Raw genomic sequence first — 13,022 nt, 5'->3', positions numbered from 1 at the left:
TAATTGCACCCCAGTCGGACGATGCCTGTCCGGCGCTGGGGCGCCAAAGCTGAACGCGATCGGATATGGCGGATGCCGGTCCGGTCTCGTTTGCCCCCGCTTCCTGATCCCGCCCGTCCTAGCCCGGAAGCGGGGGCCTTCACGCCCATGGCGACCGGCCTGTCGGTTCCGCGTTGACGATGGATCGGGTTTGGGCCGGAAAGCTCTGGTATGTGGCTTCGATCCTTCCGACCCCCGGCTCCAATGTCAGGCGTGACAGTCCGGTGATATGGGGAATTGCGCCCAGAAACTATGGGATTTGCCCTGAGATGCGGCGGTTTACGGTCAATTGCGGACCGCCAAGATTAACCGGCTGGACAGCGATCATGATCGGAAACAATATATCGGGGCGGGCCATCGAAACTCTCAGGGTAAACCCTGATGTGCCGATCATGCCGCATATTGGATGATGGGGGGCATGTTTTCTGTCGCAAACTTCGACTGGCTGACTTGGGGGATGCGGTGATGAGCAGTCCAATCAGACGGATCGTACTGGCCGACGATCACGAAACGATACGGCTTGGCGTGCGCTCGGCGTTGTCGGTCCATCCGGACTGGCGTGTCGTTGGGGAAGCGTCGAACGGTCGCGACGCGCTGGAGCTGATCCGCTCGTTACAGCCCGATATCGCAGTGCTGGATTATTCGCTGCCGATGATGAACGGGCTGGAACTGACCCGCGCGATCAAAAAGGAGCTTCCGAGAACGGAGATCCTGATCTTCACCATGCATGATCGTGAGGATATTCTGGCCGAAGTCCTGATGGCGGGCGCGCGCGGCTATCTGTTGAAATCGGATGCCAGCAAGCATCTCGTCTCGGCAGTAGAGGCACTGGCGGTAAAGCGCCCCTATTTCTCGGGCAATGTCTCGCAGACCCTGCTCGACCGATTTATCGAAATGGCATCGCGGGATTCAACCGTCACCGCGCTGACCCCGCGCGAGCGTGAGATTGTTCAGCTGATCGCTGAGGGACGGCTCAACAAGGAAATCGCCGCCATTCTCGACCTGTCGATCAAGACGGTCGAAACCCACCGCGCAGCGGCGATGCACAAACTGGACCTCAAAAGTTCAGCCGACCTCGTCCGCTACGCCGTGCGCAACCATATCATTGAACCCTGATCAAACGCTCCGTCATTGCATGAGTGTTTGAGGGCGAAAGCAGTTCTTTTGCCTTGGTTTTCGCAACCCGCGTAACGGCAGTGACAACGGTTCCCCCGTCGAGCGCGCGAATATTGAGCGTGCCGCCCAAAGCCTCCATCCGTTCGCGCATACTGTTCAGGCCGACGCCCTTGCCACACTCGATCGCATTGCGCGCGCGGTAGCCGATGCCGAAATCGCGGATCCGCATGCACATCCATTGCGGATTGCAATACAGGTGGAATTCCGCCCGTTTCGACTGGCTGTGTTTGAAGATGTTCATCAATGCTTCCTGCGCGATCCGCAGCATGGTCATCTGCGTTTCGTCGGGAATATCGGTGCGATAGCCGCGCGATCGAAAGCGGATGTCGATCCCGCAGCGCTCGCCCATCCTCAGGGCGAGCGTTTCGAGGGTCTGCTCGAGACCATAGCGCGCCAGTTCGGGGGGATGCAGCAAATAGCTGACGCAGCGAACCTGCGACTGAAGCCGCGAAATCGCATCATGCGCACTGACCCGTGCGCGGTTCTTCAGCGGCTCGTCATCGCTGTCGATCGTGTTGAGCGCGAATTCCAACTCCAGCAAAAGCTGGGCGGTTACATCGTGCAAGTCGCGGGCGATCTGTCGACGCTCGTCTTCGCGCGCTTCCAAAAGGCGCAGACGGGCATCCTCTGCCGTTCCGTCGTCTACTTTCCCGCTCGTCCTGAATCGCAAGCCGTTGCCGGTTGCGAAGCCCGTATTATTCGAACGCATGTGTGTTCCCCCGAAGCGTTCATGCATTTCCCTCTTCGGAATTCCTGCGAGGCGGGAGTTTTTACCCGAACACTCTGCCAATTCCCGAACAACGAGGTGTTCCATTGCTAAGCCGCAAACATGTCTATTTTAAGACTAGTTAACGCAGTCGATAATCTGGCAGACCTCCAGAAATATTAAATAATATAGGGGGATGGATCGATAGGTTCCGCTATGTGGGTCGCTTTGTCAAACAAAATAGAGTTGCGCGTTAAGAATTTTATGCCACCGGTTACCAGCATGTGATTCACTCTGCCGTTGGCGCACGCACGATCAGGCGGAAACCGACATGGCTGGTTGATGTATCCTCCGGCTGGGCATGGCGTGCGGCGGGGCGGTAACGGCGGCAGTAATTGGGCGCGCACAGATGCGATCCGCCTTTCAGAACGCGCCGTGCGATGCGCACTTCGGGCATGGCCGGGTCATAGCTTTCCTCCAGCGCAGCGCCTCGCGGATTGCGCGGACCGCAGCAGGAACTACCCTTGGTGACCGAATGGCCCGCGGCGAAATAATCGCCCGTCCATTCCCACACATTGCCGATCATGTCGAAAATACCATAACCGTTGGCGTCATAGTTACGGACCGGCGATGTGCGCATAAAACCATCGTCCAGCGTATTTTCGTTCGGAAACGCGCCCTGCCATGTGTTGGCCATGGCTTTGCCGCCCGGCATCAGTTCCTCGCCCCACGCATACTCGGTCCGGTCCAGACCGCCGCGTGCTGCGAATTCCCATTCAGCCTCGGTCGGCAATTCCTTGCCCGCCCATTGGGCATAGGCCTGCACATCGAAGAACGAGACATGGGTAACCGGATGATCCTCCAGCCCCTCGACCGATGTGCCGGAACCCAGTGGCTGGCGCCAGTTGGCATCGGCGCGGTAATCCCACCATTGCGAGAAATCGTGCAGCGATACCGGACGGCCCGGAGGTTGGAAGACCAGCGATGCGGCGTAGAGCATTTCGGGCAGTGCCCCCGGATAATCGGCCGGATCGGGCGCGACTTCGGCGGTGGTGATATGTCCGGTCGCCTCGACAAAAGCAGCGAAATCGCGCGTCGTGACTGGGGTGGGATCGATCCAGAACGGGTCGACCTTAACCTTGTGGGCAGGCTTTTCCTCTTGGTAATGGTCGTCCGAGCCCATCCAAAAGCTTCCGCCTTCCAGATAGATCATTCCATCGGTCAGCGCTTGCGGTTGCGGTGCGGAATTGGCGGCCGTTTGGGCCATAGGGAAAGCTCCTGAGCATTTGCCGGAAATCGGGCCGGTCATTCAAATCTGGCGCGGCGGGCACTCTCGGCCCAACGGACGCCATCTTCCATCAGTAATGTCCGCAATCAATGCTGCGGGTAAACACCTAGAAACGCAATGATACCGTGGTCAGCCCGCGGGTGGAACGCTCGCCCGCCTGAACTTCGCCTTGCAGGTTGATGTGACGGGTCAGTTCGACATTCATGCCGACAAGCAGGGCCCATGGGTGGCTGGCTTCAAGCTCCACGTCATAGCGCAGATTGACCGGATCGCCGTCTTCGAAAAAAGGTCCGGTCGACACTACGCCGCGCACGCGCGTTTGCAGGTCGAAATAATTCGCGCCCATATAGGGGGTGACATAGCTGTCCTCCCCCACCTGAAATCGCGGACCGCCGCGAAAGGCGAAATTGGTCGATTCGACATCCGAACGCTCTTTGGACGAGACCGACAATGTCTTGGCTGCCGAGCCCGATATGAACCAGTCCTCGCTGCCATAGACGAGGATGGTGCCCAATGTGATGGTGGCATTATCGACCTCTGCCTCGAACGGCAGGTTGATTGTGCCGCACGGCTTGGCCGGCCGGCAGAAAGGGGCGGGGACCAGCTCGTCCAGATCGACATCGACGTCGATCTCGTTGACGCCTTTCACCTTGCCGATGGCGATGAACACATTGACGGGCGGGAACAGCCACAGATCGGCCTTGAACCCCGCCATTTCCGTATCGGATTCGATCCGCCGCGTCGTGACAGAGGGGAGGGGGATCAGCGGCACATCCTCGGGCGGGGCGGTGCCCTTGCTGACCGCGACGGACAAGTCCTGCGAATTGAAATTCGTATGGTTTTTCACATACATCGCGCCGATGCCCCAAGGTTCGGGAATGCGATAGCCACGTTCGATCGCGCGCCGTCCGCCAATGGGAAAAAAGCGGTTGTTGGGACGCAGATCGTCCCCATCGACAACCTCCGGTTCCACAGCCTCCGTCGCAGCGGGCGGGCAAGGTGCTTGCGGGCCGGTTTCGCTGGCGTTTTCGGAGCATGCACCGGTGTCACCACCGTCCAATGGTCCGGCCTGTGCGCGCGCCATATGCGGCATCAGGGCAAGGCAGGCACAGGAAAGAGCGAAAATGGCGCGCATCGTCATGTCGGCTCCATGCCAGCCCAAGGACAACGTGCGTATCGGTATTAGCCCGCCCGCGCCGCAAAAGGCGGAATGAACATCTGACGGGCCGGTCCATGGCGCTCCGCAAAGCTCTCAGGGAAAGCCCCGATATCGTCTGCTTACCAGCTGTCCATAGGCTAGCGCATGAGAATTGGCGAAAGGCGGTCGATGCGCTGGCGTCCCGACATATTGTTCCACGCATGCACGATCGGGATCGCCAGTTACGGGGCTGGCGCCCATGCCCAATCGGCCCCGCTTCTGCACGAGATCGAGCGACAGGGCGAGTTTCTGGAACCTTTGCCTGCCCATGATGGCGAGGCTGACAACGGGGTCGACATCGCATCGCTGCCATTTTCCGATCCGGCGTTCGGGACGGGCGGCGGCGCAATCGTTTCCTTGAACAGTGGCCCCGAAACCGGGCCGCGCCCGTGGGTCACCGATCTGGGAGCAGTTTATACCAGCAGCAATTCATGGGCCATCGGCCTGTCGCATCGCATGTCGCTGGGCGACGACCGGCTGCGCCTGACCGCAAAAGCAGGCTATGCCGATGCGCGGATCGATTATTACGGTATCGGCGCGGACGAGGGGGACGGCCGCCAGCCTGTGGCCCTGCGCAGCAAGGATTTCAGCGCGACGGCAGATGCGCAGATGCGCTTTTTCGACCACGGCCTGCTGTCGCATGTCCATGCCGGACCGCGTCTGCGCTATCTCAATTCGCGGAACTCGCCCCGCGATATGGCTAGCCCCTTGCCGCAGCCCCTGATCGGCAATTCAGACAGCGATATCGTTTCGGCAGGGCTGGCCTTTGCATTCCAGACTCGCGACGATCCCTTTGCGCCGGCCAAGGGGGTGGATGTCACCGGCAACTGGATGTTCGGGCTGAAAGGGCTGGGCAGCGATTACAGCCATCGCAAGTTGGAAATCCTGTCGACCGCCTACTTCACCCTGGACGAAGGATCGGTGCTGGCCGTGCGCAAGACGGCCTGCGCAATCAGCGGCGACGCGCCGTTCTATGATTTGTGCCTGTTCGGCGAACATGGCGACCTGCGCGGCTACGAAATCGGGCGATATCGCGACGGGGCCAACTGGGCGCTGCATCTGGAACTGCGGCAGCATCTGTCGGGCAGGCTGGGCGGCGTGGCCTTTGTCGGGGCCGGCGGCATAGCCGACAGCAGCGGCGACATCTGGAAACACAGCCATGTGCTGTCTTCCGCCGGTTTCGGCATGCGCTATGGCATGTCCGACCGGAACAAGGCCAATCTGCGCGCCGATCTGGCGTTCGGACAGGATGGACCTGCGTTTTACCTTGGTATTGGCGAAGCATTCTGATCGCGAAACGGGGAAGCGGCCACCGACAATCGGGGTAAATCCCGATTCGCCTGTCGCATGCGCGATCTATCATTTGCCGTCCGGATGATGGCGCAGAGTTCGCGCAAGGGGTATCGAAATGCTTATGGAAGAAATGCTTACCGAACTGGCGTCGTTCTCGGCCCTGATCCTTGAAGCGATCGTCGCCTTGCTGGTGATGTATGGCGCGCTCGAGGCTGTGTTCAACCTGATCAAGGGCGGTTTTGCCACATTCAGTCATCAGACGCGCCGGATGATCTGGATGCGCTTTGCCCAGTGGATCATCCTTGCGCTGGAATTCGCGCTGGGGGCCGACATCATCCGCACGGCCATCGCGCCGACATGGGACGATGTGGGCAAGCTGGCCGCCATTGCGGCGATCCGCACCTTCCTCAGCTTCTTCCTCGAACGCGATATCGAGGAATTGAAGCCGGAAAAGGAAGGCGCGGAGGAAGGATCAGCCGAATAGGCTGATCCCGAAGATGATATTGGCGGCGGCCGCCATGCCCACCAGCATCAGCCCGATGGAAACGACCAGGCTGATTGAAATGGGATAGGTGCTTTCGCCGTGTACCAGCCCCTCGGCCATCATTGTCTTGCGTGTCCGCCGCAGTTCCTGTGCGAACTGGACATGCCGCCAGATGCCGCCCAGCAGGATCGCGACGCCCAGCAGGATCAGGATCAATCCGAAATTGCGGGGCGAGGGGCTGTTTTCCAGCATGCCGCTTTTGTCGAGGCTGCGAAATGCCTCGTACAAGGTAAAGCCGAAGCCGATCAGCGACAGGGCGGTGCGGATTTCCGACATCATGGTCCGGTCCGCCGACATGCGGGTCCGGTGGATCGACATGCCGGTGCGGCGCATCGACATCTCGGTCCGGTTTTCCGACAAATCGGTCCGGTGGTCCGACATCTGCGTCCGGTGACGCGAGAGGCCGCTGCGGTAATGCGAATAAATCGTCGAGGCTTCGCCCTTCTGATCCTCTGCAATCACGGGAAGATCGGGAACCGGATCGCTGACCGAACGGGGTACCGGCGGGGTGGGCTCACTCATGCAAAGCTACTCCATACTGCACATACGCGCCATTAGCGCCGTGCATACGGGGTCCGGCAATAGGGCCAACCCCCGATCACCCCTGCGGAAATTACGGAGCGTCGGGTCATGGGGCGCGACCCCTAGGGAAAGTCCCGATGGCGCGGCGTTGCAGTGCAGCGCGATAATGCGTCGCAAATCATGAGGGGTCAGGTCGATGACGTTAACGAAAATGCTCTTGCCCGGCGTGGTCGCGGCCATGATGCCGGTTACGGCTTGGGCACAGGATACGGCGGTGGGAGAGGGCACCGTGGTCGCAGGCGACGCCGATATTGCAGAGGCTCCCGCAGCGGCCGGCCCCAATCTCGCCGAACAGCTTGCCAATCCGGTTGCCGATCTGATCTCGGTCCCGTTTCAGGCCAATTACGATTGCTGTTATGGCCCCGACGACGGTGACCGTTTCACGCTGAACATCCAGCCCGTCATCCCCGTTTCGGTCGGAGAGGACTGGAACCTGATCACCCGCACCATCCTGCCCGTCATCAGCGCCAGCGAAACGGTGCAGGGCGCAGGCGGCGACACCGGCCTTGGCGATGTGGTGCAAAGCTTTTTCCTGTCCCCCAAAGAGGCTAGGAACGGTCTGGTCTGGGGTGTCGGTCCGGTTTTCCTGTATCCCACCGGCAAATCCAGCTTCTCGGCCGAGAAATGGGGCGCGGGCCCTACGGTTGTCGTGCTGAAGCAGGGCGGGGGGATGACCTATGGCCTGCTTGCCAACCACATCTGGTCCTTTGCAGGCAAGGATGCCGCATCGGATGTCAGCGCCACCTTTATCCAGCCGTTCATCACCAAGACGCTGCCCGATACGACCAGTTTCGGCCTGAATGTCGAAGCCACGCGCGATTGGGAACGCAAGACGTGGAACGTGCCGATCAACGCGACCGTCAGCCATGTGGTGCGCTTTGGCAAGCAGCCCGTCAGCCTTGCGGTCGGCGGGCGTTACTATGCCGAAAGCCCGTCGGGCGGGGCCGAATGGGGGACGCGCTTCGTCGCCACGCTGCTGTTCCCGAAATAGGGGCACTCAATCGCGGATAGGCGGGTCGGCAGCGGTGCCTCTCAGCAGTTTCCCCGATGGGGGGCATCGCCGCGCAGTCCGATAGTCCTTGCCGAAGTTCCGACCGAACCGGTGCAATAAAGGGAGTGTTCAATGCCGATCGAGCCAAAAATCCCGAGCTTCAAGGAAATAGGCCTGGCCGCAGGCATCGCATGCCTGGTCGCCATGGCCCCCGCAACTGCCAATCAAGCCGCCGCGCAGGATGCCTCTGCTGCCGAAGAGGTCGATCCCATCGATCCGGTGGCCATCGCCGCCCTCGACGAAATGGCGGCCTATCTGCAGACGCTGGTCTCGTTCCGCGTAACATCCGACGCGACGACCGAAGTGGTGCTGGAAGGCGGACAGAAGATCCAGTTCGGCGGCACAATCGATCTGGCCGTGCACCGGCCCAACGCTTTCAAGGTCGTGTCGGCCGCCGATACCCGCACGCGCGAGATGTATTACGATGGCAAGGCCTTTACCATCTATGCCCCGCGCCTTGGCTATTACGCCAGCTTCGATGCGCCGCCGACCATAGGACAGACGCTGGATACCGCGCGTACCAAGTATGATATCGAAGTGCCGCTGGCCGATCTGTTCACTTGGGGAACCGACCAGACGGTGCGCTCACGCGTGCAGGAAGCCATGGTGATCCTGCCCGAGAAGATCGGCGACCGGACATGCATCCATTATGCGTTCCGTCAGGAAATGGTCGACTGGCAGCTTTGGCTGGAAGAGGGTGACAAGCCGCTTCCGTGCAAGATCGTGATTACGTCCAAGGACGATCCATCGATGCCGCAATATGTGTCGGTCCTGCATTGGGACCTGACTACGCCGGTTCCGGCGGAATCGCTGGCCTTTGCCCCGCCCGCCGAAGCGCATCGCATCACCATGGCGGATGTCGAGGCCGTTGTCGGAGAAGAACAATGATTCTGGCCAATTGTATCGCATTGCTGGCGGCGGGCGGCATGGCGCTCGCCCCCGCCAGTGCCATCGAACAGCGTTCGGTAACGGGCGAAAGTTTCGATGCGTCGCATATCGTGACCGTTGGAGCGACCGAAACCGCATCGATATTTGCACTACAACAGCGTACGCGTCAGGCGAATGCGGGCAATCGCAAGGCTCCGTCGCGCGCCAAGCCGCCAGCGCGCAGCACGTCGAAGCCAAGCGTGAACCACAATGGTGACCGGAACCGCAATACGAATACGAGCAATCGTAATCGCAGCAACAACCGTAACACCAATATCAGCGGCAATGACGTCAATATCAATGTGAACAACAGTCACAATGATCATTACAACCATTACGACGATCACCATCACCACGACCATTGGGACGATTGGGACGACGATTGGCATCCGGTCGCGACGGCAGCCGCCATAACGATGACCGCGGCTGTCATCGGCAGCATCGTTGCCAGCATTCCGCCCGATTGCAGCACCGTCATCGTCAACGGGATCAGCTACTCGCAATGCGGGAACACCTGGTATCAGCCGCAATATTACGGCTCGTCGGTGCAATATGTGGTGGTGAACCCGCCGCGCTGATCCGCCCCAATACGACCGGAGAGATTTCATGACCGTGGCACTCGCGCTCAAGCTGATGGTGGTGATCAGCGTAATTCTTATGCTGTTCGCCCTGTCGCTTCGGGCGCGGGTCGCCGATCTGGGCTATATGGTCACCCATTGGCGGCTGGGCCTTGGCGCATTGGTCGCCATGTTCGTGATCGTTCCGGCGGTTGCGGTCGCGATTGCCTATTTCTTCAATCTGAACGCCGCGGTCGAAATTGCGCTGGTCACGATTGCCCTGTCCCCTATTCCGCCGATCCTGCCCAACAAGCAGCTGAAGGCGGGCGGCAGGGCCTGTTACATCACCGGCCTTCTGTTCGGCGCGACCATCGTCTCGATCCTTGTGGCGCCGCTGGGCGTCTATCTGTTTTCGCAGATTTTCGGAATAGAAGCGCAGGTCGGATTTGGCGCCATCGCCATGCCGCTGATCCTGACGATCCTTCTGCCGCTGGTGCTTGGCGTCGCCATCGCGCCCTTGCTGGGCGAGGGGTTATTGCCCAGGGTCAGCAATATCGCCAACAAGCTAGGCGTGATCTTGCTGGCCGTATCGGCCATCGGACTGCTGATCATGATCTTCCCGCGAATGCTGGAAGTCATCGGGCACGGCACGCTGGTCGCTCTGGCAGTGATGGCCGCTGTCGGACTGGCCGCTGGCTATTTCCTTGGCGGGCCCGATGCGGGCGACAGGGCGACACTGGGGCTGGCGACCTCAACCCGCCATCCCGGTGTTGCACTGGCGATTGCAGCGCATGTTTTCCCGGATAACGAGCTTGCACCGGCCGCGATCCTGCTGTCGTTGCTGGTATCGATGGTGGTCTGTGTGCCGTTCATGCGCAAGATCGGCAAGAATCAGGCGGCCAGCGCTGCCTGATGCCTTGCGGATTAAAAGCTGGCTTGCGCGATCACGGCAGGGCCTGACAGGCGATAACGGATACGCCCGTTCCAATTGTCCTTATCGACACCCAAACGGTATTCGACATAGCGATAGGCGACACCTAACGCGACATTATCGGTAATCGAATAGTTCAATCCCGCCTGCGCATTGATCAGCTTGCCATCGTAATCGTCGATGGAGAGCGAAAGATAATCGATCCTGCCATTCGCCTCCAGACGATCGGCCACGCGCCAAGTGCCATAGAGCCCGACCGTCGGTAGCGGCGCCAGCACGCTGCGGCGGCGGGCTTCGGATTGCGCATCCAATTCGCCCGCGCCCACTTCACCCTCGATCGATACGGTAAAGTCGGTGGCATGCACGCCCAGTGCCGCGCCGATTTCCAGATCGGGCTGCTGGACAAAGGAATAGCCGACCGTCAGGCGATAGACATCGCTGTCGAAACCGCTGCGCACGCCGGCATTGACCGGATAGGTCACGTCATCGAATTCGATTTCGCGCTCCAGCGATTTCTCTCCATTCCGCTTCAGCTTGAAGAAATCGAAGCCCACCACGACCTTGCCGAACCGTGAACCGATCGAGACGGCAGGCAGGAAATCCCGATTGTCGAGGTCCAGATCCTTTTCAAGATCGATATCGGTCCCGACCTCATTCGCGGTTTCTGCCGTCACGCGAACATTGGTGTCGACCTTCGGATAATAGGCCTGAACATTGATCCAGTAGTCATTGTCGAGGCTTTGCGCGTGTCCTGTCGGCGCCGCCGCCAGGACGAGTATGCCGCCGCCAATCGCGGCAAGATGGCGAGTGGATTGCATATGCGACATATTTCGCTCCCCGTACTCCGTCGGCGCGGATGATCCGGGCCGATCCGGCGGTCCGTTCCATGGCCCGCTTGGCGGGTCTGACGCGGTTTAACCGCCTGCACCGATGCATCTTATCAGGATTGTCCCTGCCTCGCATCGGGAGAAACCCGCAGCCATGGGATTTAGCGAGGGAACCTGATCTAGCGCGGGGTGCCACCCGACAATTCGATGCGCTGTGCCGACGGCACGATGCTGACCCCGATTTCGCCAAAGCGCTGCAAAAGGGCGATCAGCACTTTCTCCTTGCGCAAATGCCCCAGCGAATAGGATTCCGCCGCCAGATAGCATTTTATCCTTAATTCGAAGCCCGCAGGCGTGAACCCCTCGAACCGCACGGGGCAGGTCGAATGGATGTAATCCTCCTGCGCTTCGACAATGTTGCGCGTCTCCTGCAGCGCCTGAGCGAGCAGCTCCGGCGGCGTATCGTAAGCGAGCAGGAACCGCTGGTCGATCTGGTATCGGTCGCGCAATGTCATATTCTCGATGTTCTGGCTGGCGAGGACATTGTTCGGAATGGTCGTGATTGTGCGGTCATAGGTCTGGATGCGCGTCGAACGCATCCCGATGTCGAGCACTTCGCCTTCGACCCCGTCGACCTTGCAGCGGTCGCCGATGCGCACGGGTTTGTCGGCAAGGATCATCACGCTGCCGACAATATCCTCCACCGCCTTGCGCGCGCCCAGTGCCAGTGCAACACCGCCGATGCCCAATGCCGCCAGTCCCGTGGTCACATCGATGGCGAAAGTGGCCAGAAATGTGCCGATGGCGACCACAATCAGCGCCAGACGGACCAGACGCGTTACAAAATTGGTAAGGCCGATCCACGCAGGCTGGTCCACGCTGCGCAGCCAATGCACCATCCACCGGTTGATCACTCCGGCCAGCCGCCAGGCGAGCCAGATCGCGGCAAAGCCGATCGCCAGCCCCGAATAGCGCGCGATCGCGGTCCGTTCGACCAGGCTGGCGCCTAACGGTTCGGCCAGTCGCTCGACCGCTGCATAAACGCCCATCAGGGTCAAAGGAGGAAAGGCCGCCAGCAGGATCGAGCCGAGCGGACGATGTCCCGTCCGGTCATCCACCCCCAGCTTTCGGCAGATTATCTTGAAACTCAGAACGATGACCGCAAAGGCAGACAGGCCGAGGCCGGTGATCAGAAGCCAGGTCGATAACGGCGCGCCCAAGACCATGGTTGTGCCGACCGCTTCTTCGTCGACCGTTTCCGCCTCTTCTTCATATTCCTCAAGCGCGACCTGATCGACCGTTTCGGCTGCCACTTGCCAGATCGCGGGTCCTTCGTCCGGCTGGGTTCGCCGGATAAGGATGGGCGCATCGCCCTCGTCCAAAGCCAATGTTCCGATTTCCTCAAGATCGGGAGCGAGCCCGTCAGCCAGATTGCCTTCCGGTTCGATCGACAGGCTGATCCGCTGGGTCAACGATCCACGCCGGTCGAGCGCGGCGACGAATGCCCTGATGCGCCGCAGCGATTCTTCCGCCCCCGCATCGGCTCCCTCGATGAAGGGGGCGACATCCTGCGCATTGCTCGACCCCAGCACGTTGAACAGCCCGATCTGCATCGATCGCGGGGACTCCCGCTTGAACGGATCGATCACTTCCTTGTTTTCGGCTTCTCCACTTGATCCATCCGAAGCGTGCAGCGCCGAAGATTCCATGAGGGCCAACGCAAACATCACGCCGATAACGACGAGCATGGCGAAGCGGAAATTTTTGATCGGGAGGGTGAAGGCAGATTTTAGTGTCAAACCGTATCTCCAGCGAGAATGTGGCCCTATTCATAGGGCCCTGTCGCGATCTGCCCATAGGGAAAGCCCGCAAATGAACAGGGGCCTTGGCCCGAGGCGCAGTG

At 60.3% G+C, this 13,022-nt stretch carries 13 protein-coding genes; 7 read left to right on the top strand and 6 right to left on the bottom strand.

Translation table 11 applies throughout. The annotated features are described in order from the left end of the window. The first annotated feature begins 504 nt into the window (after nt 1-504). Nucleotides 505-1,155 carry a response regulator transcription factor gene (locus LOZ77_RS05145; RefSeq protein ID WP_230281117.1) on the top strand — a complete coding sequence of 217 codons (651 nt, stop codon included), beginning with the start codon at nt 505-507 and terminating at the stop codon, nt 1,153-1,155. On the opposite strand, the gene LOZ77_RS05140 is transcribed toward LOZ77_RS05145, so the two are convergent. From LOZ77_RS05140 to LOZ77_RS05130, 3 genes are all read right to left on the bottom strand, one after another. Continuing rightward, nucleotides 1,142-1,924, bottom strand: coding sequence for a sensor histidine kinase (locus LOZ77_RS05140; protein WP_230281116.1), 783 nt, complete (start codon nt 1,922-1,924; stop codon nt 1,142-1,144). The genes LOZ77_RS05145 and LOZ77_RS05140 overlap by 14 nt on opposite strands. Before the next feature lie 286 nt (nt 1,925-2,210). Further along, on the bottom strand, nt 2,211-3,188 hold the full coding sequence (locus LOZ77_RS05135; protein WP_230281115.1) for a formylglycine-generating enzyme family protein: 978 nt from the start codon (nt 3,186-3,188) through the stop codon (nt 2,211-2,213). A gap of 127 nt (nt 3,189-3,315) precedes the next feature. Continuing rightward, entirely contained in the window at nt 3,316-4,350 is a 1,035-nt protein-coding gene (locus tag LOZ77_RS05130) for a porin family protein (protein ID WP_230281114.1), read from the bottom strand. Nucleotides 4,351-4,536: 186 nt separating this feature from the next. On the opposite strand from LOZ77_RS05130, the gene LOZ77_RS05125 reads away from it, so the two are divergent. After that, on the top strand, nt 4,537-5,697 hold the full coding sequence (locus LOZ77_RS05125) for a BamA/TamA family outer membrane protein (protein ID WP_230281113.1): 1,161 nt from the start codon (nt 4,537-4,539) through the stop codon (nt 5,695-5,697). A gap of 118 nt (nt 5,698-5,815) precedes the next feature. Continuing rightward, entirely contained in the window at nt 5,816-6,184 is a 369-nt protein-coding gene (locus LOZ77_RS05120) for a DUF1622 domain-containing protein (RefSeq protein WP_230281112.1), read from the top strand. Here the strand turns inward: LOZ77_RS05120 and LOZ77_RS05115 are convergent. Continuing rightward, the gene (locus LOZ77_RS05115; RefSeq protein WP_230281111.1) at nt 6,173-6,766 is read right to left on the bottom strand and encodes a YidH family protein; all 594 of its coding nucleotides are present in this window, start codon (nt 6,764-6,766) and stop codon (nt 6,173-6,175) included. The two genes, LOZ77_RS05120 and LOZ77_RS05115, sit on opposite strands and share 12 nt — an antisense overlap. A gap of 196 nt (nt 6,767-6,962) precedes the next feature. Between LOZ77_RS05115 and LOZ77_RS05110 the strand changes: the two genes are divergently transcribed. The 4 genes from LOZ77_RS05110 to LOZ77_RS05095 all read left to right on the top strand — a co-directional run bounded on the left by LOZ77_RS05110 (nt 6,963) and on the right by LOZ77_RS05095 (nt 10,274). Continuing rightward, nucleotides 6,963-7,817 (top strand): hypothetical protein, encoded by an 855-nt coding sequence (locus LOZ77_RS05110; protein WP_230281110.1) that lies wholly within the window; start codon nt 6,963-6,965, stop codon nt 7,815-7,817. A 132-nt stretch (nt 7,818-7,949) separates the two neighbouring features. After that, nucleotides 7,950-8,765, top strand: coding sequence for a DUF2092 domain-containing protein (locus LOZ77_RS05105; RefSeq protein WP_230281109.1), 816 nt, complete (start codon nt 7,950-7,952; stop codon nt 8,763-8,765). Beyond that, nucleotides 8,762-9,382, top strand: a complete 621-nt coding sequence (locus LOZ77_RS05100) for a hypothetical protein (protein WP_230281108.1) — start codon at nt 8,762-8,764, stop codon at nt 9,380-9,382. Before LOZ77_RS05105 ends, LOZ77_RS05100 begins: the two co-directional genes overlap by 4 nt. A 28-nt stretch (nt 9,383-9,410) precedes the next feature. After that, the gene (locus tag LOZ77_RS05095) at nt 9,411-10,274 is read left to right on the top strand and encodes a hypothetical protein (RefSeq protein WP_230281107.1); all 864 of its coding nucleotides are present in this window, start codon (nt 9,411-9,413) and stop codon (nt 10,272-10,274) included. 11 nt (nt 10,275-10,285) lie between these two features. Here the strand turns inward: LOZ77_RS05095 and LOZ77_RS05090 are convergent, their stop codons facing one another. Next, nucleotides 10,286-11,119, bottom strand: a complete 834-nt coding sequence (locus LOZ77_RS05090; protein ID WP_230281106.1) for an autotransporter domain-containing protein — start codon at nt 11,117-11,119, stop codon at nt 10,286-10,288. Between the two features lie 179 nt (nt 11,120-11,298). Then, the gene (locus tag LOZ77_RS05085; RefSeq protein WP_230281105.1) at nt 11,299-12,828 is read right to left on the bottom strand and encodes a mechanosensitive ion channel family protein; all 1,530 of its coding nucleotides are present in this window, start codon (nt 12,826-12,828) and stop codon (nt 11,299-11,301) included. Between the last annotated feature and the right edge of the window lie 194 nt (nt 12,829-13,022).

Origin of the sequence: Croceicoccus sp. Ery15, from assembly GCF_020985305.1 — a bacterium.
Lineage (GTDB): Bacteria > Pseudomonadota > Alphaproteobacteria > Sphingomonadales > Sphingomonadaceae > Croceicoccus.
This window is presented reverse-complemented; position numbering and strand designations above follow the sequence as displayed.

Bases quoted from the DNA above. Each gene is read 5' to 3' on its own strand.
- LOZ77_RS05145 (WP_230281117.1), top strand. From the start codon at position 505: ATGAGCAGTCCAATCAGACGGATCGTACTGGCCGACGATCACGAAACG.
- LOZ77_RS05140 (WP_230281116.1), bottom strand. From the start codon at position 1,924: ATGCGTTCGAATAATACGGGCTTCGCAACCGGCAACGGCTTGCGATTC.
- LOZ77_RS05135 (WP_230281115.1), bottom strand. From the start codon at position 3,188: ATGGCCCAAACGGCCGCCAATTCCGCACCGCAACCGCAAGCGCTGACC.
- LOZ77_RS05130 (WP_230281114.1), bottom strand. From the start codon at position 4,350: ATGACGATGCGCGCCATTTTCGCTCTTTCCTGTGCCTGCCTTGCCCTG.
- LOZ77_RS05125 (WP_230281113.1), top strand. From the start codon at position 4,537: ATGCGCTGGCGTCCCGACATATTGTTCCACGCATGCACGATCGGGATC.
- LOZ77_RS05120 (WP_230281112.1), top strand. From the start codon at position 5,816: ATGCTTATGGAAGAAATGCTTACCGAACTGGCGTCGTTCTCGGCCCTG.
- LOZ77_RS05115 (WP_230281111.1), bottom strand. From the start codon at position 6,766: ATGAGTGAGCCCACCCCGCCGGTACCCCGTTCGGTCAGCGATCCGGTT.
- LOZ77_RS05110 (WP_230281110.1), top strand. From the start codon at position 6,963: ATGACGTTAACGAAAATGCTCTTGCCCGGCGTGGTCGCGGCCATGATG.
- LOZ77_RS05105 (WP_230281109.1), top strand. From the start codon at position 7,950: ATGCCGATCGAGCCAAAAATCCCGAGCTTCAAGGAAATAGGCCTGGCC.
- LOZ77_RS05100 (WP_230281108.1), top strand. From the start codon at position 8,762: ATGATTCTGGCCAATTGTATCGCATTGCTGGCGGCGGGCGGCATGGCG.
- LOZ77_RS05095 (WP_230281107.1), top strand. From the start codon at position 9,411: ATGACCGTGGCACTCGCGCTCAAGCTGATGGTGGTGATCAGCGTAATT.
- LOZ77_RS05090 (WP_230281106.1), bottom strand. From the start codon at position 11,119: ATGTCGCATATGCAATCCACTCGCCATCTTGCCGCGATTGGCGGCGGC.
- LOZ77_RS05085 (WP_230281105.1), bottom strand. From the start codon at position 12,828: ATGGAATCTTCGGCGCTGCACGCTTCGGATGGATCAAGTGGAGAAGCC.